The organism is Bacteroides sp. 3_1_13, assembly GCF_001185845.1.
Taxonomy (GTDB): domain Bacteria; phylum Bacteroidota; class Bacteroidia; order Bacteroidales; family Bacteroidaceae; genus Bacteroides; species Bacteroides xylanisolvens.
The window spans coordinates 745702-767791 of the sequence record NZ_KQ236956.1; the positions used below are offsets into that span (position 1 = coordinate 745702).

18 protein-coding genes and 1 pseudogene are annotated in these 22090 nt (G+C 37.1%); 18 read left to right on the plus strand and 1 reads right to left on the minus strand.

Annotation, left to right across the window (positions count from 1 at the left end):
- Nucleotides 1–83 precede the first annotated feature (83 nt).
- Both HMPREF9009_RS15510 and HMPREF9009_RS15515 read left to right on the plus strand, forming a co-directional pair.
- Nucleotides 84–2462 carry an ATP-dependent helicase gene (locus tag HMPREF9009_RS15510; protein WP_049702643.1) on the plus strand — a complete coding sequence of 793 codons (2379 nt, stop codon included), beginning with the start codon at nucleotides 84–86 and terminating at the stop codon, nucleotides 2460–2462.
- 25 nt (nucleotides 2463–2487) lie between these two features.
- Nucleotides 2488–3180: a hypothetical protein gene (locus HMPREF9009_RS15515; protein WP_004313158.1), complete on the plus strand. Its 693-nt coding sequence runs from the start codon at nucleotides 2488–2490 to the stop codon at nucleotides 3178–3180.
- Nucleotides 3181–3282: 102 nt separating this feature from the next.
- Here the strand turns inward: HMPREF9009_RS15515 and HMPREF9009_RS15520 are convergent, their stop codons facing one another.
- The gene (locus tag HMPREF9009_RS15520) at nucleotides 3283–4857 is read right to left on the minus strand and encodes an ATP-binding protein (protein WP_049702644.1); all 1575 of its coding nucleotides are present in this window, start codon (nucleotides 4855–4857) and stop codon (nucleotides 3283–3285) included.
- A gap of 124 nt (nucleotides 4858–4981) precedes the next feature.
- Here HMPREF9009_RS15520 and HMPREF9009_RS15525 point away from each other — a divergent pair, with 124 nt between their 5' ends.
- The 16 genes and pseudogenes from HMPREF9009_RS15525 (at nucleotide 4982) to HMPREF9009_RS15590 (ending at nucleotide 22085) form a co-directional block, all read left to right on the plus strand.
- Nucleotides 4982–6538 (plus strand): ATP-binding protein, encoded by a 1557-nt coding sequence (locus tag HMPREF9009_RS15525; protein WP_049702645.1) that lies wholly within the window; start codon nucleotides 4982–4984, stop codon nucleotides 6536–6538.
- 9 nt (nucleotides 6539–6547) lie between these two features.
- Nucleotides 6548–8164: a redoxin domain-containing protein gene (locus tag HMPREF9009_RS15530; protein WP_049702646.1), complete on the plus strand. Its 1617-nt coding sequence runs from the start codon at nucleotides 6548–6550 to the stop codon at nucleotides 8162–8164.
- Nucleotides 8165–8232: 68 nt separating this feature from the next.
- A complete protein-coding gene (locus HMPREF9009_RS15535; RefSeq protein WP_049703346.1) occupies nucleotides 8233–9189 on the plus strand; it encodes a PD-(D/E)XK nuclease family transposase in 957 nt (318 codons plus the stop codon).
- A gap of 709 nt (nucleotides 9190–9898) precedes the next feature.
- The gene (locus HMPREF9009_RS15540) at nucleotides 9899–10939 is read left to right on the plus strand and encodes a winged helix-turn-helix domain-containing protein (RefSeq protein ID WP_049702647.1); all 1041 of its coding nucleotides are present in this window, start codon (nucleotides 9899–9901) and stop codon (nucleotides 10937–10939) included.
- A 174-nt stretch (nucleotides 10940–11113) separates the two neighbouring features.
- Complete coding sequence (locus tag HMPREF9009_RS15545) at nucleotides 11114–11338, plus strand: NVEALA domain-containing protein (protein ID WP_004312301.1); 225 nt, start codon at nucleotides 11114–11116, stop codon at nucleotides 11336–11338.
- Nucleotides 11307–12389, plus strand: a complete 1083-nt coding sequence (locus HMPREF9009_RS15550) for a BF3164 family lipoprotein (RefSeq protein ID WP_049702648.1) — start codon at nucleotides 11307–11309, stop codon at nucleotides 12387–12389. The genes HMPREF9009_RS15545 and HMPREF9009_RS15550 overlap by 32 nt, the downstream gene beginning before the upstream one ends.
- A gap of 207 nt (nucleotides 12390–12596) precedes the next feature.
- Complete coding sequence (locus HMPREF9009_RS15555) at nucleotides 12597–12839, plus strand: NVEALA domain-containing protein (RefSeq protein ID WP_004312299.1); 243 nt, start codon at nucleotides 12597–12599, stop codon at nucleotides 12837–12839.
- A 5-nt stretch (nucleotides 12840–12844) separates the two neighbouring features.
- Complete coding sequence (locus tag HMPREF9009_RS25345) at nucleotides 12845–13072, plus strand: hypothetical protein (RefSeq protein ID WP_008648128.1); 228 nt, start codon at nucleotides 12845–12847, stop codon at nucleotides 13070–13072.
- Between the two features lie 336 nt (nucleotides 13073–13408).
- On the plus strand, nucleotides 13409–14458 hold the full coding sequence (locus tag HMPREF9009_RS15560) for a BF3164 family lipoprotein (protein WP_032856302.1): 1050 nt from the start codon (nucleotides 13409–13411) through the stop codon (nucleotides 14456–14458).
- Between the two features lie 8 nt (nucleotides 14459–14466).
- On the plus strand, nucleotides 14467–15354 hold the full coding sequence (locus tag HMPREF9009_RS15565; protein WP_049702649.1) for a DUF1573 domain-containing protein: 888 nt from the start codon (nucleotides 14467–14469) through the stop codon (nucleotides 15352–15354).
- Between the two features lie 19 nt (nucleotides 15355–15373).
- Complete coding sequence (locus tag HMPREF9009_RS15570) at nucleotides 15374–17380, plus strand: ATP synthase subunit B family protein (protein WP_032849629.1); 2007 nt, start codon at nucleotides 15374–15376, stop codon at nucleotides 17378–17380.
- A gap of 41 nt (nucleotides 17381–17421) precedes the next feature.
- Nucleotides 17422–19242 (plus strand): glutaminase domain-containing protein, encoded by a 1821-nt coding sequence (locus HMPREF9009_RS15575; RefSeq protein ID WP_232313593.1) that lies wholly within the window; start codon nucleotides 17422–17424, stop codon nucleotides 19240–19242.
- Nucleotides 19241–19342: pseudogene (locus tag HMPREF9009_RS26240) on the plus strand (signal peptidase I); the annotation flags it as partial. The gene HMPREF9009_RS15575 and the pseudogene HMPREF9009_RS26240, both read left to right, overlap by 2 nt.
- A 948-nt stretch (nucleotides 19343–20290) precedes the next feature.
- On the plus strand, nucleotides 20291–20515 hold the full coding sequence (locus tag HMPREF9009_RS15580) for an NVEALA domain-containing protein (RefSeq protein ID WP_004312293.1): 225 nt from the start codon (nucleotides 20291–20293) through the stop codon (nucleotides 20513–20515).
- Complete coding sequence (locus HMPREF9009_RS15585; protein WP_198154753.1) at nucleotides 20484–21566, plus strand: BF3164 family lipoprotein; 1083 nt, start codon at nucleotides 20484–20486, stop codon at nucleotides 21564–21566. The genes HMPREF9009_RS15580 and HMPREF9009_RS15585 overlap by 32 nt, the downstream gene beginning before the upstream one ends.
- A gap of 207 nt (nucleotides 21567–21773) precedes the next feature.
- Entirely contained in the window at nucleotides 21774–22085 is a 312-nt protein-coding gene (locus tag HMPREF9009_RS15590) for an NVEALA domain-containing protein (RefSeq protein ID WP_049702652.1), read from the plus strand.
- Nucleotides 22086–22090 lie beyond the last annotated feature (5 nt).

A 22090-nucleotide genomic window follows, 5' to 3' on the forward strand; every position in this document is an offset into this window, starting at 1 on the left:
AATGAATATTATACTTTTGTATTGAGAACAAATTTGAGTGCCAAGGGTTTGTTAAAAATCCACATTGTTTTTATAATGCTGTTATGAATACCAATTATATAGATGAATTGAACGAGAGTCAGTGTGCAGCAGTGACTTATAATGACGGTCCTTCGCTGGTGATAGCCGGTGCGGGTTCGGGGAAGACGCGTGTGTTGACTTATAAAATCGCTTACTTGCTGGAGCAGGAGAACGGGTACAATCCGTGGAATATCCTTGCGCTGACCTTTACTAATAAGGCTGCGCGCGAGATGAAAGAGCGTATTGCCCGGCAGGTAGGTATGGAACGGGCACGTTATTTGTGGATGGGTACTTTCCATTCCATTTTCTCACGTATTCTTCGTGCCGAAGCACAATATATTGGATTCACTTCCCAGTTCACCATCTATGATACGGCTGATAGTAAGAGCCTGCTTCGTTCCATCATTAAAGAGATGGGGTTGGACGAGAAAACTTATAAGCCGGGAGTAGTGCAGGCACGCATCTCTAATGCAAAAAACCATTTGGTCACTCCTACGGGGTATGCTGCCAATAAAGAGGCTTACGAAGGAGATATGGCTGCCAAGATGCCTGCTATCCGTGACATCTATACCCGTTATTGGGACAGATGCCGTCAGGCGGGAGCGATGGATTTTGATGATTTATTGGTATATACCTATATTCTGTTTCGTGACTTTCCGGAAGTGCTGGCACGTTATCGCGATCAGTTCCGTTATGTGTTGGTGGATGAGTATCAGGATACGAATTATGCGCAGCATAGCATTGTTCTGCAACTGACAAAGGAGAATCAACGTGTCTGTGTGGTGGGAGATGATGCGCAAAGTATCTATTCTTTCCGTGGGGCGGATATTGATAATATTCTCTATTTTACGAAAATCTATCCCAACACGAAAGTCTTTAAACTGGAACAGAATTACCGTTCTACGCAAACCATTGTTTGTGCTGCCAATAGTCTGATTGAAAAGAACGAACGTCAGATCCGGAAAGCCGTGTTCTCGGAGAAAGAAAAAGGGGAACCCATCGGTGTGTTTCAGGCGTATAGTGATGTGGAAGAGGGTGATATTGTGGCTAATAAGATTGCGGAGCTGCGTCGGGAATATCACTACGGATATGCTGAATTTGCCATTCTATATCGTACGAATGCGCAAAGCCGTATTTTCGAAGAGGCTCTTCGGAAACGGAGTATGCCTTATAAGATTTACGGGGGACTCTCGTTCTATCAGCGGAAAGAGATAAAAGATGTGATTGCTTATTTCCGTTTGGTGGTGAATCCGAATGATGAAGAAGCGTTTAAACGAATCATCAATTATCCGGCTCGTGGCATTGGAGATACCACGGTCGGGAAGATTATATCAGCGGCTACCAATCATGGCGTAAGTCTTTGGGCGGCAGTCTGCGAACCATTGAGTTACGGACTGGATATAAACAAAGGAACTCATGCAAAACTGCAGGGCTTTCGTGAACTGATAGAAGGTTTTATTGCCGATCAGGCGGATAAGAACGCTTATGAAATAGGAACGGATATTATCCGTCAGTCCGGTATTATCAATGATGTTTGTCAGGACACATCCCCCGAGAATCTAAGTCGTAAGGAGAACATAGAAGAGTTGGTGAATGGTATGAATGACTTCTGCGCTTTGCGGCAGGAGGAAGGCGATCCGAATGTGTCTCTTACTGATTTCCTTTCGGAAATTGCGTTGCTCACCGATCAGGACTCCGACAAGGCGGATGATGGGGAAAAGATAACGTTGATGACCGTCCATTCGGCGAAAGGATTGGAGTTTAAGAATGTATTTGTAGTCGGTCTGGAAGAAAATCTGTTTCCCAGTGGGATGGTCGGAGATTCTCCCCGGGCGCTGGAAGAAGAACGTCGCTTGTTCTATGTAGCTATTACCCGTGCGGAAGAACATTGCTATCTGTCTTTTGCCAAAACCCGTTTCCGTTACGGAAAGATGGAGTTTGGAAGTCCCAGTCGTTTCCTGCGTGATATTGATGTTGATTATTTGCGGTTGCCGCATGAAGCAGGAGTGAGCCGTGCTGTGGATGAAGGTGCGGGACGTTTCCGCAGGGAGATTGAAGGGGGCTTTGCCCGTTCTGCTTCTTCGTCGCGTGCGCCTTTCGGTAGTAATTCTTCCGAGCAGCGTGAACGTCCGAAAGCACAGATTATTGCTCCCAGTGTGCCGAGAAATTTGAAGAAGGTAAGTGCTGTTGGTGGAAGTAGCAGTGCGCAGATGGCGTCTTCCGGTTCAGCATCGGTAGCAGGAGTACAAGTCGGACAGATGATAGAGCACGAACGTTTCGGATTGGGCGAAGTGCTGAAAGTGGAAGGAACGGGAGACAATGCGAAAGCCACTATTCATTTTAAAAATGCGGGTGACAAACAACTATTGTTGCGTTTCGCTCGTTTTAAAGTGGTAGAATAAATAATAACACTAAATAGAGAGGCTCATGAAGAAACAACTAACAGTAATTTTGCTTTCCGCTTTGCTTTTGAGTGGATGTGCGTCGGGGCGTATGGGAAATCCGGGAGCTATCATGGCAGGTGCTTCTATCGGAGGTAGTCTGGGAAGTTCGATAGGCGGACTTATCGGAGATAATAATCATGGCTGGAGGGGCGGTTATCGTGGCTCTGCTATTGGAAATATTGTAGGAACCATTGCCGGTGCGGCTATTGGAAACGCATTGACGGCACCGAGACAAGAGCAGATAGAGGAGGATGCGTATATTCCTGAAGTACGGGAAGTACGTGTGCAAAAGTATAAGAAGCAGCCGCAAGTGCAGCCGCCCATTTCTCAACTGAAGTTGCGCAAAATCCGTTTCATTGATGATAATCGTAGTCATGTGATTGATGCGGGAGAAAATAGCAAGATTATCTTTGAGATTATGAATGAAGGGAGAAAGCCTGTCTATAATGTGGTTCCTGTGGTAGAAACGGTAGGAAAGGTGAAGCATCTCGGCATCTCTCCTTCGGTGATGATTGAGGAAATTCTTCCGGGTGAGGGTATCCGTTATACGGCTTCGATTCATGCAGGTGAAAGGTTGAAAGATGGTGAAGTGACATTCCGTGTCGCAGTGGCGGACGAGAATGGGGTGATTTGTGATTCGCAGGAATTTACCTTGCCTACACAGCGCGGAAACTAGAGTTAAAAGCCCGAAATATCCGGTTTAAATATAGTGACGGTATATGCCTTGGATAGTGACGCTATCCTGTGCATATACCGTCACTATGTTGGTGGGATAGCGTCACTCTTTAATGATCCATTTTCCTAAATTCCGTTTCTCGGCATCAAAGGAAACACCTACCTTTATGAGCTTCCTGCCGTCAACACTATAAGGTAACATATAATCTTTTTCATCTATCTGCCGTAAAGCGTCTTCGGCTGTACCCTCTAGTTTGAATTCGAATACATAGATATAATTGGCAGTCTTTACTACAGCATCTGCACGACCGATGGCAGTGCGTACTTCCGCTTGTGGGAATTGGCCCATTAGTTTGAAAACTAGATAGAATACAACTTGATAATAACGTTCCGTTTTCGAATTCAATTCGTAGGGGAAGTCAGCGAAGAAACAGCTCAAACGGGTGAGGAATGCTTCAACGTCTCCATTACATAGTTCGCGAACAAATTTACCGATATAAAAAGACGTATCGGTTGATGAAACTGAAGTATAAAAAGGGGTGGCAAAGTTGAGAAAACCGTATTTCACTTCTTCATTGGGAAATCCCAATGTATATACCCTGAATTTCGGGTCGTAAGACTTTATCGTCAAATACCCACTCTGATAAATCATCGGTACAGGATTGCCGATATTTGCCCTGTCGTCACTCAAAGAGACGGAAGAAACTTCGATGCCATCAAGTTCACGAAGGTCAAAATCAGTCTTTTTAAGTATCTCCACCAGGAAAGTGGGAGTGCCGCTGGCAAACCAATAGTCACCGAAACGCAGTTTGTCAAGGGCGCTAAGTACGCTAAACGGGTTATATATTGGGGCAAATCCCTTGCTCGGAGTAAAACGGTAACCGTCATATTGTCGGGTAAGTTGTTCCACTACATTGTCATAAGTTGCTTCCGTTTGTGCGGCCAGTGCTTGAAGTTCAGGAGCAAAAGTTGCTTCTATTTCAGGGCGAGTCATGCCGCAGAGAGCATTATATTCAAGGTCAAAGCTGATATCGTTGAGTTGATTCAGTGTGCTGAATATCCCCATTTGCGCAAATTTTGTCACTCCGGTGATAAAGACAAACTGCAAGTAAGCATCGGTACTTTTGAGCACGGTATAAAAGGCTGTCAATGTTTTACGATAGTCGTCTTGCAATTCCGGATTATCGAATGATTGTAGCATGGGTTTATCATATTCATCAACGAGCACAACTACCCTGCGTCCGTTTTGTTCATAGGCTTGTTGGATGATTGTGGCGAACCTGCCGGAAAATGTCATTGTTCCTTTATCAACACCGTATTGTGTTTCCCACCTTGTCAGGTGAAATTCCAACATTTTCTCTAATCGTTCTTTGCTGTCATATTTTTCAGCATTTAAGTCGAGGTGAAGTACCGGATATTCGAACCAATTCTGTTCCAATTGTTCGATAGCAAGTCCCTTGAAGAGTTCTTTCTGTCCTTTGAAATAAGCTTCAAAAGTAGATAGTAGCAGACTCTTTCCGAAACGCCGCGGACGACTAAGGAAACAAGGAGCACCTGCTTGTACCAAACGAAACACCAACGCAGTCTTATCCACATAAAGAAAACCTTCAGAGCGGAGTTTTTCGAAGCTTTGTATTCCTATCGGGAGTTTGCGGAGCATATTAACGGATGGATTCATAACAACTTTCATTTTGATATAACAATGATATGGGCAAAGATAACAAATTCGGATTGTATTTTGTCCAAGATATGCGTAAAAACGTTATCTTTGTTCATGTTTCAACAAAAAACATTAGATTGATATGAAAGAGATATTTAGAAGATATCCTATCGGGATACAGAATTTTGAGCAGTTACGTAATATGGATTGTGTATATATTGATAAAACCGCATTGATTTATCAATTAGTCCATACTGATACTGTGTATTTCCTTAGCCGCCCCCGCCGTTTCGGAAAAAGTCTTCTAGTCTCTACTCTTGACGCCTATTTCTCCGGAAAAAAAGATTTATTCAAAGGACTGGCAATAGAACAGTTGGAACAAGAATGGACTGTTTATCCTGTGTTGCATATTGATTTCAGCAGAACAAAATATACCGCTATCGAAGACTTGCAAGAGCAACTGAATCTTTATCTAAGCGGATGGGAGAGGATTTATGGGAAAAATGAAGAAGAAACGAGCTATGCAGCGCGTTTGACGGGTTTGCTTCAGCGAATTTACCAACAGACAGGAAAGCAGGTTGTCGTATTGATTGACGAATATGATGCACCTTTATTGGATAGTAATAGTGACTCTGCTTTACAAGGACAATTACGAACTGAAATGCGGAAGTTCTTCAGTCCTCTCAAAGCCCAAGGGCAATACCTTCGTTTTTTATTTCTGACAGGTATCAGTAAATTCAGTCAGATGAGTATATTTAGTGAGTTGAATAACTTGCAGAATATCAGTATGAGCGATGATTATAGTACTATTTGTGGTATTACAGAAGGTGAATTGCGGAGTCAAATGCAACCGGATATTGAGAGGATAGCGCAGAAGAACAATGAGACTTATGAAGAAGCCTGCCAGCATTTGAAACGGCAATATGACGGTTATCACTTTAGCAAGAATTGTGAAGATATTTACAACCCGTTTAGTCTTTTCAATGCTTTTTCTCAAAGGGATTATAAAAGTTTTTGGTTCTCTACCGGTACGCCCACTTTCTTGATTGAAATGTTACAGCGAATGGACTTCAGTCTCAATTTATTGGAGAAGATGGAAGTGAAAGATGAGGACTTTGATAAAGCGACGGAGGTTATCACCGATCCGATTCCTGTACTTTATCAGAGCGGTTATCTGACTATCAAAGGATATGAATCTCTTTTCCGTACATATACATTAGGCTATCCTAATGAAGAAGTTAAAATAGGCTTTATTGAGACGTTGATTCCCTCTTACCTCAATCAGCCGACCCGCGAAAGTAATTTCTACGTAGTCTCTTTTGTCAGGGATTTGATGAAAGGTGATATTGAGCAGTGCCTTCTTCGTACTCGTTCTTTCTTTTCTTCTATACCATACGATTTGGAGAACAATCAGGAGAAGCACTACCAAACTATCTTCTATTTGTTATTCTGTTTGATGGGGCAATATGTGGATGTAGAGGTTAAGAATGCTATTGGCAGAGCAGATGTGGTGATAAAGATGTCTGATGCGATTTATGTGTTTGAGTTTAAAGTGGACGGAACACCCGAAGAAGCGTTGGCGCAAATTAATAGTAAACAATATGCTATTCCTTATGAGATAGATCATCGCAAGGTTGTTAAAATTGGAGTAAACTTTGATAGTACGACACGGACGCTGGGACAGTGGAAAATAAAATAGGAAAATAATATGAGAAACACACTATTAGCAGTTGGAATTGTCCTGATGGGAATCTCTGTTTCGGCACAAACCAGAGTGATTGAATATCCGGCAACAGGAGCACGTACAACTGATGCACTGGAGTTATATCAAGTTGAGGTTTCAGATACAGCTGTTGTTATTAAGGGCGATATGTATAGTCGTCCCAATTCATGGGTTAGCATAGCGTCTTCCTCTGTACTAAAAGGAAGACAAACAGGGAAAATGTATCGTCTGATACGTGCGACAGGTATAAAATTGGATAATAAGGAATATATGCCTGTATCCTGTAACCGTTCATTTACATTACAATTCGAACCAATAGATAAACGTGATAAATCAGTGGATTTTGATGAAATGCTGACTGGAGACAATGGCTTTCAGATAAATGACATTTCTTTAGAGAAGCCGGATCAAAAGAAGAAAATACATTGTCGTATTGAAGGTAAAGTGATTGATAATCCCGCATACAGTCGTTTAATGTTGATGCCGGAAGGCACTGATCCCCGTGTGCAGGAATGGATTTCTGTCCCGGTGCGTGATGGAAAATTCTCTTATGATTTATATGTTGATAAAGAAGAGCCCTATATATTATATGCCTGGAGCGATCAGATGAATGGTGCGTGGCATCCGATTTCTTTCTTTTCCGAGAATGGTAAAATAGAATTGGCCTTGTATTCAATGGAGAAAGAACCGGAAATACATTCGAATGCACCGTTGACAAGTGAACTTCTTCGTTTCCGGAAAGAAACGAATGATCGATTTATGTTTCCTCTTGAGAAAGAGAGAGAACGTTTAGAGCAGGAAGGGAAAATAGAAACTCCGGAGATGAGGGTTTTACATGGGCAATTTGCAAAGACGGAGGACAAGCAGGAATTAGATGCGATTCGCAAAAAGGCACGTCAACTGGAAAAAGAAGGGAAAGCATATACGGAAGAATATAAAGCATTTGAACAAAAGAGCCAGGAAGTGTATAGTAAATATAGGGAATATCAAAATGAGTATATCCAGTCAAATCCTACTTTAGTGGGACTTTACTTATTGACTCGTCAGGCAAGAAGAATGCATGATTCCGATGAAAATATGACTACTTATATCAATCTATACCGTACAGTATACGCTGAAAAATTTACTGATAATCCTATGACGGAGTATATGAAATTATGGATTGTAAGTAACGAAATAAAGATCGGCGGAAATTTTGTTGACTTTACAGCACCTGATTTACAAGGTGTTCAATATACATTATCCGAAGAGATACAGGGAAAAGTAGCGTTGATCGATTTATGGGCTTCATGGTGTGGTCCTTGTCGTCGTACTTCTATCAGTATGATTCCTGTTTATGAAACGTATAAAGATAAAGGATTTGTAGTAGTGGGCGTAGCTCGTGAACGCAAGGCTGCTGATATGAAAAATGCTGTTGCTAAAGACAAATATCCATGGCTCAATCTTCTGGAATTAAATGATGCAGGCAAGATCTGGGAGAGGTATGGTGTAGGTAATGGTGGCGGATGTACTTATCTGGTGGATAAAAATGGGAAAATATTGGCTATTCATCCTACTGCGGAGGAGGTGAGAACTTGGTTGGAGAAGCTGCTTTCGGATTAAACCACGGACATAATATAAGAAGAGACATTTTATTGGGAATCAAACATTTTCTGCTTACCTTTGTTAGCATGAAACAAGATAACAAGAAAGGAGACGAACTTATGCCGAGTAATTATATTCGTTTCGATTGGGCTATGAAGCGTTTATTGCGTAATAAAGCCAATTTTGCTGTTCTTGAAGGCCTTCTGACTACTCTTTTGAATGAAAAGATAGTCATTCAGAAACTTTTGGAGAGTGAAAGCAATCAAGAAGATGAATTTGATAAGTATAATCGTGTAGATATGCTTGCTGAAAACTCGAAAGGTGAACTTATTCTGATTGAAGTTCAGAACAATAATGAGTATGCTTATTTCCAACGTATTCTGTTTGGTACTTCTAAAGTGACCGAGTATATTAATCGTGGAGAAGGCTATTATAAGGTACGTAAAGTATATAGTGTCAATATTGTCTATTTTTCTTTGGGTAGTGGTAAAGATACCGTATATCACGGTAAAACGGAATTCCGGGGAATTCATCAGGGAGATATGCTTGAACTGACTCCTTTTCAGAAACAAACTTTTAAAGTGGATACAGTAAGTCAACTTTATCCTGAATATTATATTTTGAAGGTCAATGATTTTAATCAGGTAGCTAAAAGCCCATTGGAAGAATGGATCTATTATCTGAATACAGGTGATATTCCTGATAGTGCGACTGCTCCAGGTTTAACAGAAGCCCGTGAACGATTAAAACTTGACAAGATGACTAAAGCAGAGCTTGATGCTTACTATCGCCATTTGGATAATATTGTCATATTAAAAGATAATATATTTACGGAACGTGCAGAAGGACGTGCAGAAGGACGTGCAGAAGGACATGCTGAAGGTCGTGTAGAGGGTCATGCTGAAGGACGTGTGGAAGGTATTAATGAAGGCCGTCTGGAAGAGAAAAGGGAAGCAGCAAGCAATATGAAGACTCTGAATATTCCTCTTGATGTTATTTCGCAAGTCACAGGCTTGTCCATAGAAGAAATAAAGGCGTTGTAATAAACGCCTCTATATAATTGTTAGTATCCTATATCATCTTAGACATGATATAGGATTTTTTTATATATGGAAGTCTTGAAATGAGAACATACATAAAAATTGGATATCTTATGCGTTTCTCCTGCTTGAATTTAAAACAGAGTCTTGTATGCGAATAAATATGTGAGTAATTAGGGATTGTGGAAATCCGTGGTGCTTTGTTTTTAGGTTATTTGGATGCTTATTGTTTGCTGTAAAGAGGCTATTTGCGGATATTCGTTTGATTATTTGATAAGTACTTTCTTTTTGCTATATTTGATTTGGATGGAATATAGTGTGAAATAGCTGAAAATATACCGATAAATTTGGGTCTCACCGATGAATGTATTGTTCCTCGGTGAGGAAGGGAGCGACGCACACCGGGCAACGAGTCGTTCCTCGGTGAGGAACAAAGCTTAGTTAGCGGTAAATAATTCGTTTTTTATCCCTTATTTATGTAATATTTAGTCTGAAAACGGTATATTCTTGCATTGATTTATGCATTTATTTCTCTTCTTGCTTTTATTTTGATTTAATATTTATAGAGTGAATCTTAAAAATAGACTAATTTCTTTGGTTGGAAAGGTTAATTTTGATATAACCAAAAACTCAAAATATTTTTTATATTGTCTGTCAATTATTACAAATAATGCTACCTTTGTGCTATTCAAACAGATAAATAAGTCACACTATGAAATTACTAACGAAACTAAGTGGTACAATTACATTTAAAGATAGACAAAAGATGCACTTTTTGCTAATAATATTTTTAGGGGAGATAGTATTATTTTTCATTCTAGGACAATTATATTGTGAGGCTAGAAAAAAAATGTTCAGTGAAAGAGTGGAAAGTGTTTTCAAAGCAGTTTTTTTGCAACATTTACAAGAAGATGCTTTTGACGGTTATCTTTACACTAGTGAGAGGAAACAGCGATTGGAGGAGTATCCTGATACGGTTTATATAACAGATGAAAGCGGAAAACGTGGATACTGTTTGGATAAAGAAAAAAGTCGTAGAAATATAACATCTGATCCGCGATTACGTTTTTTACATACTGCTTATTTATCTAAACATCCTTTAGTAGTGGACTCTTTATATGAAAAGTGGCAACTGCATTTGAAACAGCAAAGTTTGTCTGGCACTTTTGCGTTGCAGCTTTTGGTATCCGATAAAGATGAAAACATTACAGAAAGTGTATACCCTGACTCTTTTTTACATGAAAATTGTATACCAGAATTCGATATTACGGCAGGTTATCGTTGCGAGGTTGAAGCAAAAGGTTTTTTCTACTTTTCATTTTTTACTCTTGTGGGGGTAAGAGGCTTTGTTTATGGCTTTATTTATTGGCTGTGTGCAGTTATTATTAATATAGTGATATTTTTTAGAAAGAGATGGCAAAAGAACATTGTTGCTCCTACCTCTGTTCATATCTATCATATGGACCAAGGTATTATGTTTGATGCAGATTTGAGAAAGCTTATATTTGGTAAAGAGGAAATTCAGATATTACCACAAACAGCTATTTTATTAAAACATTTTTTAGAAGCTCCAGATTACATATTGAAAGACGAAGAAATCAAGAAAATATTTTGGTCGGATAAATCAAATAATGATCCGAGACTTCATAATGCAATAAGTCGTTTGCGAAGAGTTTTTGAGAATGTTCAATCTATTGAGATTCAAAGATATGAAAATATTGGATATCAATTGCAAATTAGAAGGAACAAATAAGAAACTATAATTTCCGATGAAATGGGATTTTTTTGAATGAGAGCCTTATCTCTATGATAGTATATATAGTAGATAGATTCGGTTAGATAGAAATGGATAGATTAATTTATTGGTGGTTGTAATCCAATTGCCTACTTTCGTTTCCATTAATTAATCGATAAAACTATAGTATATATGAAGAAACTATTATTCTTTTCTATTCTGATAATGGCGGTTCTTTCTGTAAATTACTCATTAAAAGAACCTCGAGTAAATACATTATTATTAGATAATATTGAAGCTTTGGCGGCTGACGAGCAAGATGTGCCTACTAATTGTTGGGGCAGTGGTTCTGTAGATTGTCCGGTTACAAAAGTTAAAGTAGAATATGTTGCTACCGGATATAGTCTTGAAAAATAATATAAGTCTCCTGTTTCTTTCTTTTTTCTTGTTTATCTCTTGTGACCATAAGCATAAAGAATATGCAAAAGGTGTATTATTCTATTCGGGATTTCCGCACGAGAGAGAATTAAGAGGAGAAGTGATAGAGCTTGATACTGCCTTGCTTCGTTATCCGTTTAGGATACGAATCGAAGGGGATAAAGCCATTGTGATGGATTTACATGGTCTTGATCATTATGGACACTTGTTCCAATATCCCGGTTTTCAGTATTTATCTTCTTTTGGCAAGCGTGGTGATTCACCTACAGAAATGTTATCAATGGAGAACTTTCGTTTACAGAATCATGGAGTCTGGACATTGGATGCCAATAAAAGTGAATTAACTAGGTTAGACTTTTCTTCATCCGGTGATTCACTGCTTCGTGACGAAGCGGTAACATTGGATGAAGATATACTTCGACCACTTGATTTTGCTATATATAATGATTCATTGTTTATTATTCCTGACTATTCCGGTGAAAATCGTTTATGTCGAGTTAACTGTAATGGTAAGCTTATAGATAAGATAGGAATTATTCCGACTATTGATGAAAAAGCATTGGAAAATGCTCGTCCGGCGTTAGCCCAAGCATGGAGGAGCTTCCTTGACTACAATCCTAACAATGGAATACTGGCGGTAGTCACCCAGTTGGGAGAAGTCCTTGAGGTCTATAATTTGAAAGATAGTACTCATGTTGTTCGTATAGGTGAGTATGGCGAACCTGAATTTAAAATATCAGATGGATATGGTATACCAACGGGTATTATGGGATTTAGTGATGTACAAGTAACAGATAGTGCCATTTATACTGTATTTCATGGAACGTCTTTTAAGGAGATCGCAAGACAAAGCGGAAGGCTTCCTGATGGAGGAAAATATATTTATGTATTTAGTTTGAAAGGAGAACCGTTATGTAAATATGTGCTCGACCATTATATATATGGTATTTGGGTGGATGAAGCTACGAAAACGATAATAGCGACAGATGTAAATAATGATGAGCCAATACTTAAGTTTAACTTTGGCTGAATGAGATAATTAACTTGATTAAAAGGAGCAGGATGATGAGTTTGTTTATCTTGCAGGATTTGCTTACATATCACCTGCTCCTAAATCTTTAAAAAAGATTCGGATGCAAACATAAGAATAAAAATTAATGTAGCAAACTATTGCTATTCTGTTGAAATGATAGATGCAGAAGAGAAAAATAAAATGTAATTTAAAGATTATTGAAGAATGAAAAAGAAAGTATTAGGTGTGATAGCAGTTGTTGCTGTCGCTGCTATTGCGGGATATAATGTATATACTTCGCAGAATGATGTGAAGTTGTCTGACTTGGTGTTGAGCAATGTGGAAGCTTTAGCTAATGCAAAAGAAGGTGGAAATGAATGCATAGGTTGTGTTTATACAAGATTGCAAATTTGTCGAACGTTAGGAGATTGGGGTGCATGCCTTGGTGAATATCGTCCATATATTTAAATATTATGAAAGCTAAAAGTTTATATGTTGTAGTAGGTATAATTTGTTTGTTTATATCTACATTTAGTATATATAATTGGAATACTAAAAGCTCTTCTGCCTTGTTACTTTGTAATGTTGATGCGTTAGCTAATAATGCGGAAGTGGATTTTGACTTTTGTGTAGTTACATCAGGTATTTGTGTGATATATAGTGATGGGCTAGCTATAAGGGGCTATAAACTATACCAATAAATTCTAATGAAGGTGATGAAAGTGCATGGAAAATATGCTTGTTAACATTTACTTAGAGTTTGAAACTATACTTTCATCAGTATAATTCTGTATATTATTGCTATAACTGTTGGTTTTTAATATCCTCTTGGGATTGGGGCTGAATAAAAAAGGTCGAAAACTTGATTTTTACCCCCCTCTACAGGTATCTGTAGAAGGGGTAATTGTGAAAAAATCTTTTTAGTCAGCCCCAATTGAAGTGTATTGACAACTTCTAGATTTGTTATGCATAAATAAAGCCGATTAAAATATAGCTTTATAAAAATATTCTATAAACTATTATGAATTTAGTATATTATGAAATTGAAATATGTTTTTGTGTTGATTTTCTTTTGTGCATGTAAAAATGTTAAAACAGACTGTCAAATAGACGATTTGTTTACGAATAGGATATTCTTGGAATATGAAAAGATACCATCAAACGGTTATATTTGGGGAACTCCAATGGATATGATATATTGTGATTCAGCAATTATTGTTTTCGATGAGAAGTCTGAAGATGGTTTATTTCATTTGGTCGATTTGAATGATCTAGATTCAATATATGATTTCGGAAAGAAAGGGCAAGGTGTTAATGAATTCTTAATGCCTTTTGATATACAGTTATTTGGTAAGAACTCCATAAGTGTTTATGATTTATATAAAAAGACTTTGAATGTTATGAACATATCAGATGTGAAAAATCGAATTTCGAACTTTTCAGTTTTAACTAAAGATACTATTCCTGGGACTATTAAAGTGTTTCCTACAGCATTTAATACTTTTGTATCTTTGGGATTTTACGAAGACTGTATGTTCAGACTTTGGGGTACTGGACTAATAGAAGAAGAGCATTTTATGGAATATCCATATAAAGATGGAGATGAGAAACAAATAGCAAACAGGTTGCGTGGTATGGCTTATCAAGGTATTATCCGTTTAAATCCATTTATGGATAAATTTGTTTATGCAGTAAATACTTCTGAAATTATTCATTTTTATAAAATAAATAATACTGATATTTCTTTAATAAAGAAATATGAAATGAACTACCCTATTTATAAAACTCAAGTTGAAGGGGACATGCGAGCTGCCCCAATTTCATCTTCCAATAATAGTACATTTATAAGTTTGTGTATTTCTCCTAAATATGTATATGGACTTTATTCAGGCAAAAATTTTAAAGAAAATGGTTTAGAAACACTTGCAGGAACAATAATTTATGTTTTTGATTGGAATGGAGAAGCCATAAAAAAGTATGAACTGAATGTGCCAGTTACACTGATTAGTGTGGATAATAAAGATGAGATGTTGTATGCTTTCTCTAATATGCCTGATCCTGAATTAATAAGATTTAAAATAAAATAGATAAACATATGTATAGAATGATTGTTATCCCTCTGATTTCTTTTGTTATATGTTTTTCTTTGTTTTCATGTTATGAGCATGATGAAAAAAAAATAAAGAGGTTAGTTGAAGAATGGACTTATAAGGAAATAGATTTTCCTAGTGTTCCTATTTTTACGAAATTTGCTAGAGATACAATTATGGGGTATTATGAAAGAGATTGTGACTACAAAATATTAACATATGTCGATTCAATCGGTTGTATACGGTGTCACTTAAGTTTTAGTGCATGGAAACCTTTTATTGAATTGCTAAAAGATACTTGTCCTTCATGTAATGTTCTTTTTTTTATTCATCCTATGAGCAGGAAAAATATTGAGTATTTACTAACGAAAGAAGGCTTTGATTATCCTGTATGTATTGATGAACATGATAGTATCAATAAGTTGAATCATTTTCCTATAGAAACGATCTTTCAAACATTTTTGTTGGATAAGAATAATAGGGTAGTTGCTATTGGCAATCCTATTCATAATCCTAAGATAAAAGAACTTTATTTGAATATTATTACAGGGAAAAAATCTCTGTTGAAGGAGATTGATAGTAGAACTCCAACAACAGTTGTTTTATCTACATATCAGTTCAATATAGGAACTTTTAATTGGGGAAAAAAGCAATTTGTAGAGTTTTCATTTACTAATTCAGGTGATAATCCGTTTGTTGTAGAAGAAATTTATACTCCATGTGGGTGTACTACAGTGGAATATTCTAAAGAACCTGTTCAACCAGGTGGAAATTTGAAAGTGAAGGTGGAATATCAAGCTGAACATTCTGGGCATTTCGATAAAACGATAACCGTGTATTGTAATGCAGAAGGCTCTCCGTTCCATTTGAAAATTAGTGGAAATGCAAAATGAATAATTAAGAAAAGGTTTGATGAAGTATTTGGGATATATTCAATTTATAGTCTTGGTGCTGTTTATTTGGCTAGGATGGCAAATAATAGATAGGATTACATTCAGAGAAGAAATGATAACTCCTCTCGGAGCTGCTTTGCAATCTGCTAAAAACAACAGGAAAGAATTGGAAAAAGTACTCCGTCATTATCAAAAGAATCCTGCTGATAGCCTAAAATACAAAGCTGCTTGTTTTCTAATTGAAAATATGCCTTTTTACTCTTATTCAACAAGCAAGCAGTTAGAAAACTATAAATCTTATTATGCATGGCTGAAAAAGAGTAGAGGACAGACAGCGAAACAGGTTGCGGATTCAGTCAAGAAAGTATATGGTCCGTTAGGAGAACCTGAAAAGAAACATGATATAAGAGAAGTGGATTCCGCATATTTATGTAACAATATTGAATGGGCATTTAAAGTTTGGCGAGAACAACCATGGGGCAAAAATGTTTCTTTTGAAACTTTTTGTGAGTATATATTGCCATATCGCATTGAGGATGAAACACTCGAATATTGGCGTGAAATGTATTATGAAAAATATAATTCATTGCTGGATTCATTAAGGATGTCTGATGTTTTGGATAAAGAAGACCCTATTGTTGCTGCAAAATATTTGAGAGACAGATTATTGGATAAAGAACATTATTTTACTTCTACATCACCTGCGCTTATGGGACATATTGGTCCTAGATATGTACAATATATATCTGGAAGTTGCAGAGAGGCAACGGATTTTGGTATCTATTTGTTCCGATCCTTAGGGATACCCTGTGGTGTTGACTTTGTACCTATGCGTAGTGGCGTGAATGCCGGACATTTTTGGCTAGTTGCATGGGATAAGAATCAAGAAGCTTTTGCTGCTGATTTTCCAAAAGCCTTTGAACGACAATGTGAAAATATGTGGTATAAAGAGGAGAATACGGCCAAGGTATATAGGAATACTTTTTGCGTCAATAGAAAAATGTATGAAGAAATGAGAAAGTATGAAGAAGAACTATACCCATTTTGGCGTTTACCAAAGTTTGTAGATGTAACTCGTGAATATGCTTATTATTATAAAAAAGAATTAAAAATACCTCCATCAAAAATATATAGAGAAAAATGTAACGGGAAGATTGCTTATTTGTGTGCAAGTAAACGGGATAAATGGGTTCCGGTTGCTTGGACGGAATATGACGTCAACAACATGACATTCAGGAATATAAAAAAAGGAATGATTATGCGGATAGCAACTTATGAGGAAGGAGTGCTCCATCTTGTAACGGATCCTTTTTATGTAGATCCGCATACCAATGAACTTCATTTTTATTCAAAACATGAAGAAATTCAAGATGTAGTATTGTATTCTAAGTACAATATTTTTAAAGGAGAAATTCATCTTAGAAGAAGAATGTTGGGAGGGGTGTTCGAAGGGAGTAATCAGCCTGATTTTTCAGAGAAGGATACTTTGTTTATGGTGCAAAAGGTGCCCGGTCGTTTGAAAACGGTTGTACGGAGTTGGTCAGATAAGAAGTATCGTTATTTTAGATATTTTGGAGCCAAGAATACGTATTGTAATGTGGCTGAAGTTGAATTTTATGAATGTAATGACACTTCTGCTTTGAAGGGAAGCATTATAGGAACTCCTTTGGAGGATACCGATAAAGGATTGAATTATTACAATGTTTTTGATGGCAAAACTAAGACTTCTTTCAACTATTCCAGACCGTCCGGTGGTTGGAGCGGGTTAGATATGGGAAGGAAAGTACGGGTAGATAGAATAGTTTATACACCACGTAATAGAGATAACTATATTCGCCCTGGGGATACATTCGAGTTATTATATTGTGATAAGGAGTGGAAATCAATGGGAAAGAAACAAGCTCTTTCTGATTCATTGGTTTATTCGGGTGTTCCTAAAAATACACTTTTATTATTGCGAAATCATACTCGCGGGGTGGAAGAAAGAATTTTTGTTTATGAAAACGGGAGGCAGATATGCAAATAAATAACAAAATCGGGTGGGGGATAAGAATAATATTTTTATGGATGATCTTTTCTTTACATGCATGTTGCAATGATAAAGAGGAGAATGAAGTTATTCCTATATGTATTGCGTCCAATCATTCATTAATGGCATTGGTACCGGATTTTTCTATCCAAACTGTTGGAAATACATTGCATACAAAATATCCGAAGTTATCAAGAAATAAGGAGTTTCCGATGATCGGAATTTTAAAAGTAGATGGTAAATCTTATCGTTTTATGGGAGGTGATTCGTTGCGTCCTTTTCCACTAGTACCTCTTTCTACAATTAATTGTGGGTGGCCTGCTAGATACTCTTATTTGCATCCAAAGGATGATTGGATGCGGAAAGAATATGATGATAAGGAGTGGTATAACGGGTTAGGAGCTTGGGGAGCAGAGAATCGTCCTTATCCTATTCACTCAACATGGACCGTAGCCGATATTTATATTCGCAGACATTTTAACATAAATGATAAAAAGAAATTGGAAGGATATAAATTATATGTTTGTTCTAAATGTGATGACCATGCAGAAATCTATTGTAATGGAGAACCTATTTATCAGGTAGATTATTTTAGCAATAGAATTGAATGTAAACAACTCTCCGATGAAGTAGTTGCAAAGTTACATAATGGCGATAATGTGATAGCCGCACATGGGTGGAATACGAAAGAAAATGCTCTGTTGGATTTTGGATTGTACATGGAAAATAAAACCTATAACGATGTGGATGTGGCAATATTGAAACAAATGAATGTACAAGCGACGCAAACTCATTACATTTATCAATGTGGAGATGTTGAGTTATACCTTGATTTTGTTTCTCCTTCTTTGTTACTAGAACAATGTTTAATGGGATGTCCGGTAGGTTTTATTTCTTATCAAATTCATTCTGGTAAATCAGAAATTCATGATGTAGAAATTTTATTTGATATAGATACAGAATGGATGTTTGGGAAAAATAGAGTAGAAAGCCTGTCTGAACAGGATTGGTGTATTGTCAAGTCTGATAGCTTGTATATGGGGATAGCTGCTGAAGAAACGGCTTATTCATATAATGAAGGGCATGTGCTGCTTTCGCAGAAACTGGGGAAAAACAAGAAAGATCAGGGTGTATTACTTTTTGGCTTTAATGAAGGGAAGGGTTTGCAATATGAGGGGGAAATTCTACATCCTTATTGGAATAAGGATGGAAAAAGAGAATTGAAGGATGCTTTGTTGTTTATCGGTGACAATTATAAGAAATTAATGAGGGAATGTGACAGGTTGGATGGGCAGTTGAACAGGCGAGCTTTTCAAACGAGAATCCCATCGTTTGCACGCCAGATGATTTTAGATTATCGAAAATTTATATCGGAGCATCGTTTTGTAATGTCTCAAAGTGGTGATTTGTTTTGTTTTGGAGATACTTTGGCCAATGTGAGAGAATCTTATAGTAACTTTCCGATTTTATTGTCTCTTAATCGTATGGATTGGATGAAAGGCCTTTTGGAACCGGTTTTTGAATATTGCGAGAATGATTATTGGAGGAAAAGTTATCCTCCTTATGATATAGGAATCTACCCAATTGCTAATCGTCAGGTGAAAGTTGATGATTATGCAGTGGAGATGGCTGCTGACATGTTAATAATGATAACTGCTATTGTAGAAGCAGAACAGGATTTCGGTTATGCTGATGCGCATTGGAATCTGTTGTGTTTATGGGCGGATTATTTGCGGGAGAAGATGAAGAAAGAAGTTTATCCCTGTGGAGGGTTGTTGAATGAGGATGATGAACGTGTGAAATGCGTGTTGGGGCTTATGGCTTATCGTAAACTAATTCAGCTGAAAGAAAGCGTATGAAGATTTCACTATTCATCGGATGCCCGGATGGGGAAATTTTAAGAGAAATGATATACTGGTTTTTAATTTTCCTTATCAGAAAAATCGTTGGGATAGAATTATGAAGAAAATCAAATGAAAAATGAAACATAAATTGATAAAAACCGATATAGCCTTCACCCTTCACAACTCCTTATTCATGAGGGATAGCGGGTGAAGGGCCACCTTTCACCCATCCTTTACGGATAAGTGTTGTTTTGTAAAATCTAAAGTTGTGCTTTAGGAGTTGCAAAGCATAGCTTTAACCTGCTTAAAGCGGTGCTTTACAAAAGTCTAAAAGTTTGTTTCAATCATCTAGCGTCTTTTTCACAAACATCCCGATGTTTGTTTCAAACCTTAGGAAGAAAAAACAAGATGCTATGAGCATAATTGAATTAGCTATAATGAAAATCGGATTAGCTATAAGAAGAAACTGGTGAAGAGGTGGTGAAGGAATCCCCTTCACCACCTATCCCCGATGAATAGGGAGAAGTGAAGGGTGCAGCTATAATCACTATAGATAGGATTTAAGCATGAAAAAAGTTGAAATTGATACGAATGACAAAAAAGAATATGGTAGATGTGATAACTCTTACAGGAGTTGAAGCCATCTTGAGCGTAGTATTTTTATTTCGATGATGGCTCTGTTTGGAACATATTATTGGAAAAATAATCAATATGGTGCTTGTAAGGAATGGTATCGTAATAAGATGTTATATAATATAGGTGCATATCAATATAAGAGAAAAATTAAAAGATTAAATAAGATAGATCGGAATAATAATTGTATGTAATAGAAAAGAATAACATTCTGTTTTTAGGAAAAATACTACTTGGAAAAGAGAAGGAACAAATAAAAACTATAATTTCCGATGAAATAGGCATTTTTTGAATGAAAGCCTTATCTCTATGATAGTGTATATAGCGGATAGATTCGGTTAGATAGAAATGGATAGATTAATTTATTGGCAGTTGCAATCCAATTGCTTACTTTCGTTTTCATTAATTAATCGATAAAACTATAGTATATATGAAGAAACTATTATTCTTTTCTATTTTGATGATGGCGGTTCTTTCTGTAAATTACTCATTAAAAGAACCTCGAGTAAATACATTATTATTAGATAATATTGAAGCTTTGGCGGCTGATGAGCAAGATGTGCCTACTAATTGTTGGGGCAGTGGTTCCGTAGATTGTCCGGTTACAAAAGTTAAAGTAGAATATGTTGCTACCGGATATAGCCTTGAAAAATAGTATAACTCTCCTGTTTCTTTCTTTTTTCTTGTTTATCTCTTGTGACCATAAGCATAAAGAATATGCAAAGGGTGTATTATTCTATTCGGGATTTCCGCACGAGAGAGAATTAATAGGAGAAGTGATTGAGCTTGATACAGCCTTGCTTCGTTATCCGTTTAGGATACGAATCGAAGGAGATAGAGCCATTGTGATGGATTTACATGGTCTTGATCATTATGGACACTTATTCCAATATCCTGGTTTCCAGTATTTATCTTCTTTTGGGAAGCGTGGTGATTCACCTACAGAAATGTTATCAATGGAGAACTTTCGTTTACAGAATCATGGAGTCTGGACATTGGATGCCAATAAAAGTGAATTAACTAGGTTAGACTTTTCTTCATCCGGTGATTCATTGCTTCGTGACGAAGCGGTAACATTGGATGAAGATATACTTCGACCACTTGATTTTGCTATATATAATGATTCATTGTTTATTATTCCTGACTATTCCGGTGAAAATCGTTTATGTCGAGTTAGTTGTAATGGGAAGCTTATAGATAAGATAGGAATTATTCCGACTATTGATGAAAAAGCATTGAAAAATGCTCGTCCGGCATTGGCTCAAGCATGGAGGAGTTTCCTAGACTACAATCCTAACAATGGAATATTGGCGGTAGTTACCCAGTTGGGGGAGGTCCTTGAGGTTTATAATTTGAAAGATAGTACTCATGTTGTTCGTATCGGTGAGCATGGTGAACCTGAATTCAAAGTATCAGATGGATATGGTATACCAACGGGTGTTATGGGATTTAGTGATGTACAAGTAACAGATAGTGCCATTTATATAGTATTTCATGGAACGCCTTTTAAGGAGATTGCGAGACAAAGCGGGAGGCTTCCTGATGGAGGAAAATATATTTATGTATTTAGTTTGAAAGGAGAACCGTTATGTAAATATGTGCTCGACCATTATATATATGGTATTTGGGTGGATGAAGCTACTAAAACGATAATAGCGACAGATGTAAATAATGATGAGCCAATACTTAAGTTTAACTTTGGCTGAATGAGATAATTAACTTGATTAAAAGGAGCAGAATGATAAGTTTGTTTATCTTGCCGGATTTGCTTACATATCACCTGCTCCTAAACCTTTAAAAAAGATTCGGATGCAAACATAAGAATAAAAATTAATGTAGCAAACTATTGTTATTCTGTTGAAATGATAGATACAGAAATGAAAAAGAAAGTATTAATGCAAAACTATTGAAAAATGAAACAGAGAATAATGGGCATTATTGCCGTTGTTGCTATTACCGCTGTTGCGGGATATAATGTATATAATTTGCAGAATGATGTGAATTTGTCTAATTTGGCTTTGGCTAATGTAGAAGCGTTAGCTGATGATGGAGAGGGATCAGGTGATAAGAAATTTGTTGTACCATGGACGGAAGAGGTTAGTAGGGAAGATAATGGAAACTCTATTATTGTGACTTATAAACATATTGTAAGATGTCCGCATGGAGGTTACAGTGATTGTACTCCAAGTGAAACGACTACGCAGGTAACTGTCCCCAAAGGATAATCTCT

What these genes read in the sequence shown, in the direction of transcription:
- HMPREF9009_RS15510 (WP_049702643.1), top strand. Translation starts at nt 84, where the DNA reads ATGAATACCAATTATATAGATGAATTGAACGAGAGTCAGTGTGCAGCA.
- HMPREF9009_RS15515 (WP_004313158.1), top strand. Translation starts at nt 2,488, where the DNA reads ATGAAGAAACAACTAACAGTAATTTTGCTTTCCGCTTTGCTTTTGAGT.
- HMPREF9009_RS15520 (WP_049702644.1), bottom strand. Translation starts at nt 4,857, where the DNA reads ATGAATCCATCCGTTAATATGCTCCGCAAACTCCCGATAGGAATACAA.
- HMPREF9009_RS15525 (WP_049702645.1), top strand. Translation starts at nt 4,982, where the DNA reads ATGAAAGAGATATTTAGAAGATATCCTATCGGGATACAGAATTTTGAG.
- HMPREF9009_RS15530 (WP_049702646.1), top strand. Translation starts at nt 6,548, where the DNA reads ATGAGAAACACACTATTAGCAGTTGGAATTGTCCTGATGGGAATCTCT.
- HMPREF9009_RS15535 (WP_049703346.1), top strand. Translation starts at nt 8,233, where the DNA reads ATGAAACAAGATAACAAGAAAGGAGACGAACTTATGCCGAGTAATTAT.
- HMPREF9009_RS15540 (WP_049702647.1), top strand. Translation starts at nt 9,899, where the DNA reads ATGAAATTACTAACGAAACTAAGTGGTACAATTACATTTAAAGATAGA.
- HMPREF9009_RS15545 (WP_004312301.1), top strand. Translation starts at nt 11,114, where the DNA reads ATGAAGAAACTATTATTCTTTTCTATTCTGATAATGGCGGTTCTTTCT.
- HMPREF9009_RS15550 (WP_049702648.1), top strand. Translation starts at nt 11,307, where the DNA reads ATGTTGCTACCGGATATAGTCTTGAAAAATAATATAAGTCTCCTGTTT.
- HMPREF9009_RS15555 (WP_004312299.1), top strand. Translation starts at nt 12,597, where the DNA reads ATGAAAAAGAAAGTATTAGGTGTGATAGCAGTTGTTGCTGTCGCTGCT.
- HMPREF9009_RS25345 (WP_008648128.1), top strand. Translation starts at nt 12,845, where the DNA reads ATGAAAGCTAAAAGTTTATATGTTGTAGTAGGTATAATTTGTTTGTTT.
- HMPREF9009_RS15560 (WP_032856302.1), top strand. Translation starts at nt 13,409, where the DNA reads ATGAAATTGAAATATGTTTTTGTGTTGATTTTCTTTTGTGCATGTAAA.
- HMPREF9009_RS15565 (WP_049702649.1), top strand. Translation starts at nt 14,467, where the DNA reads ATGTATAGAATGATTGTTATCCCTCTGATTTCTTTTGTTATATGTTTT.
- HMPREF9009_RS15570 (WP_032849629.1), top strand. Translation starts at nt 15,374, where the DNA reads ATGAAGTATTTGGGATATATTCAATTTATAGTCTTGGTGCTGTTTATT.
- HMPREF9009_RS15575 (WP_232313593.1), top strand. Translation starts at nt 17,422, where the DNA reads ATGATCTTTTCTTTACATGCATGTTGCAATGATAAAGAGGAGAATGAA.
- HMPREF9009_RS15580 (WP_004312293.1), top strand. Translation starts at nt 20,291, where the DNA reads ATGAAGAAACTATTATTCTTTTCTATTTTGATGATGGCGGTTCTTTCT.
- HMPREF9009_RS15585 (WP_198154753.1), top strand. Translation starts at nt 20,484, where the DNA reads ATGTTGCTACCGGATATAGCCTTGAAAAATAGTATAACTCTCCTGTTT.
- HMPREF9009_RS15590 (WP_049702652.1), top strand. Translation starts at nt 21,774, where the DNA reads ATGAAACAGAGAATAATGGGCATTATTGCCGTTGTTGCTATTACCGCT.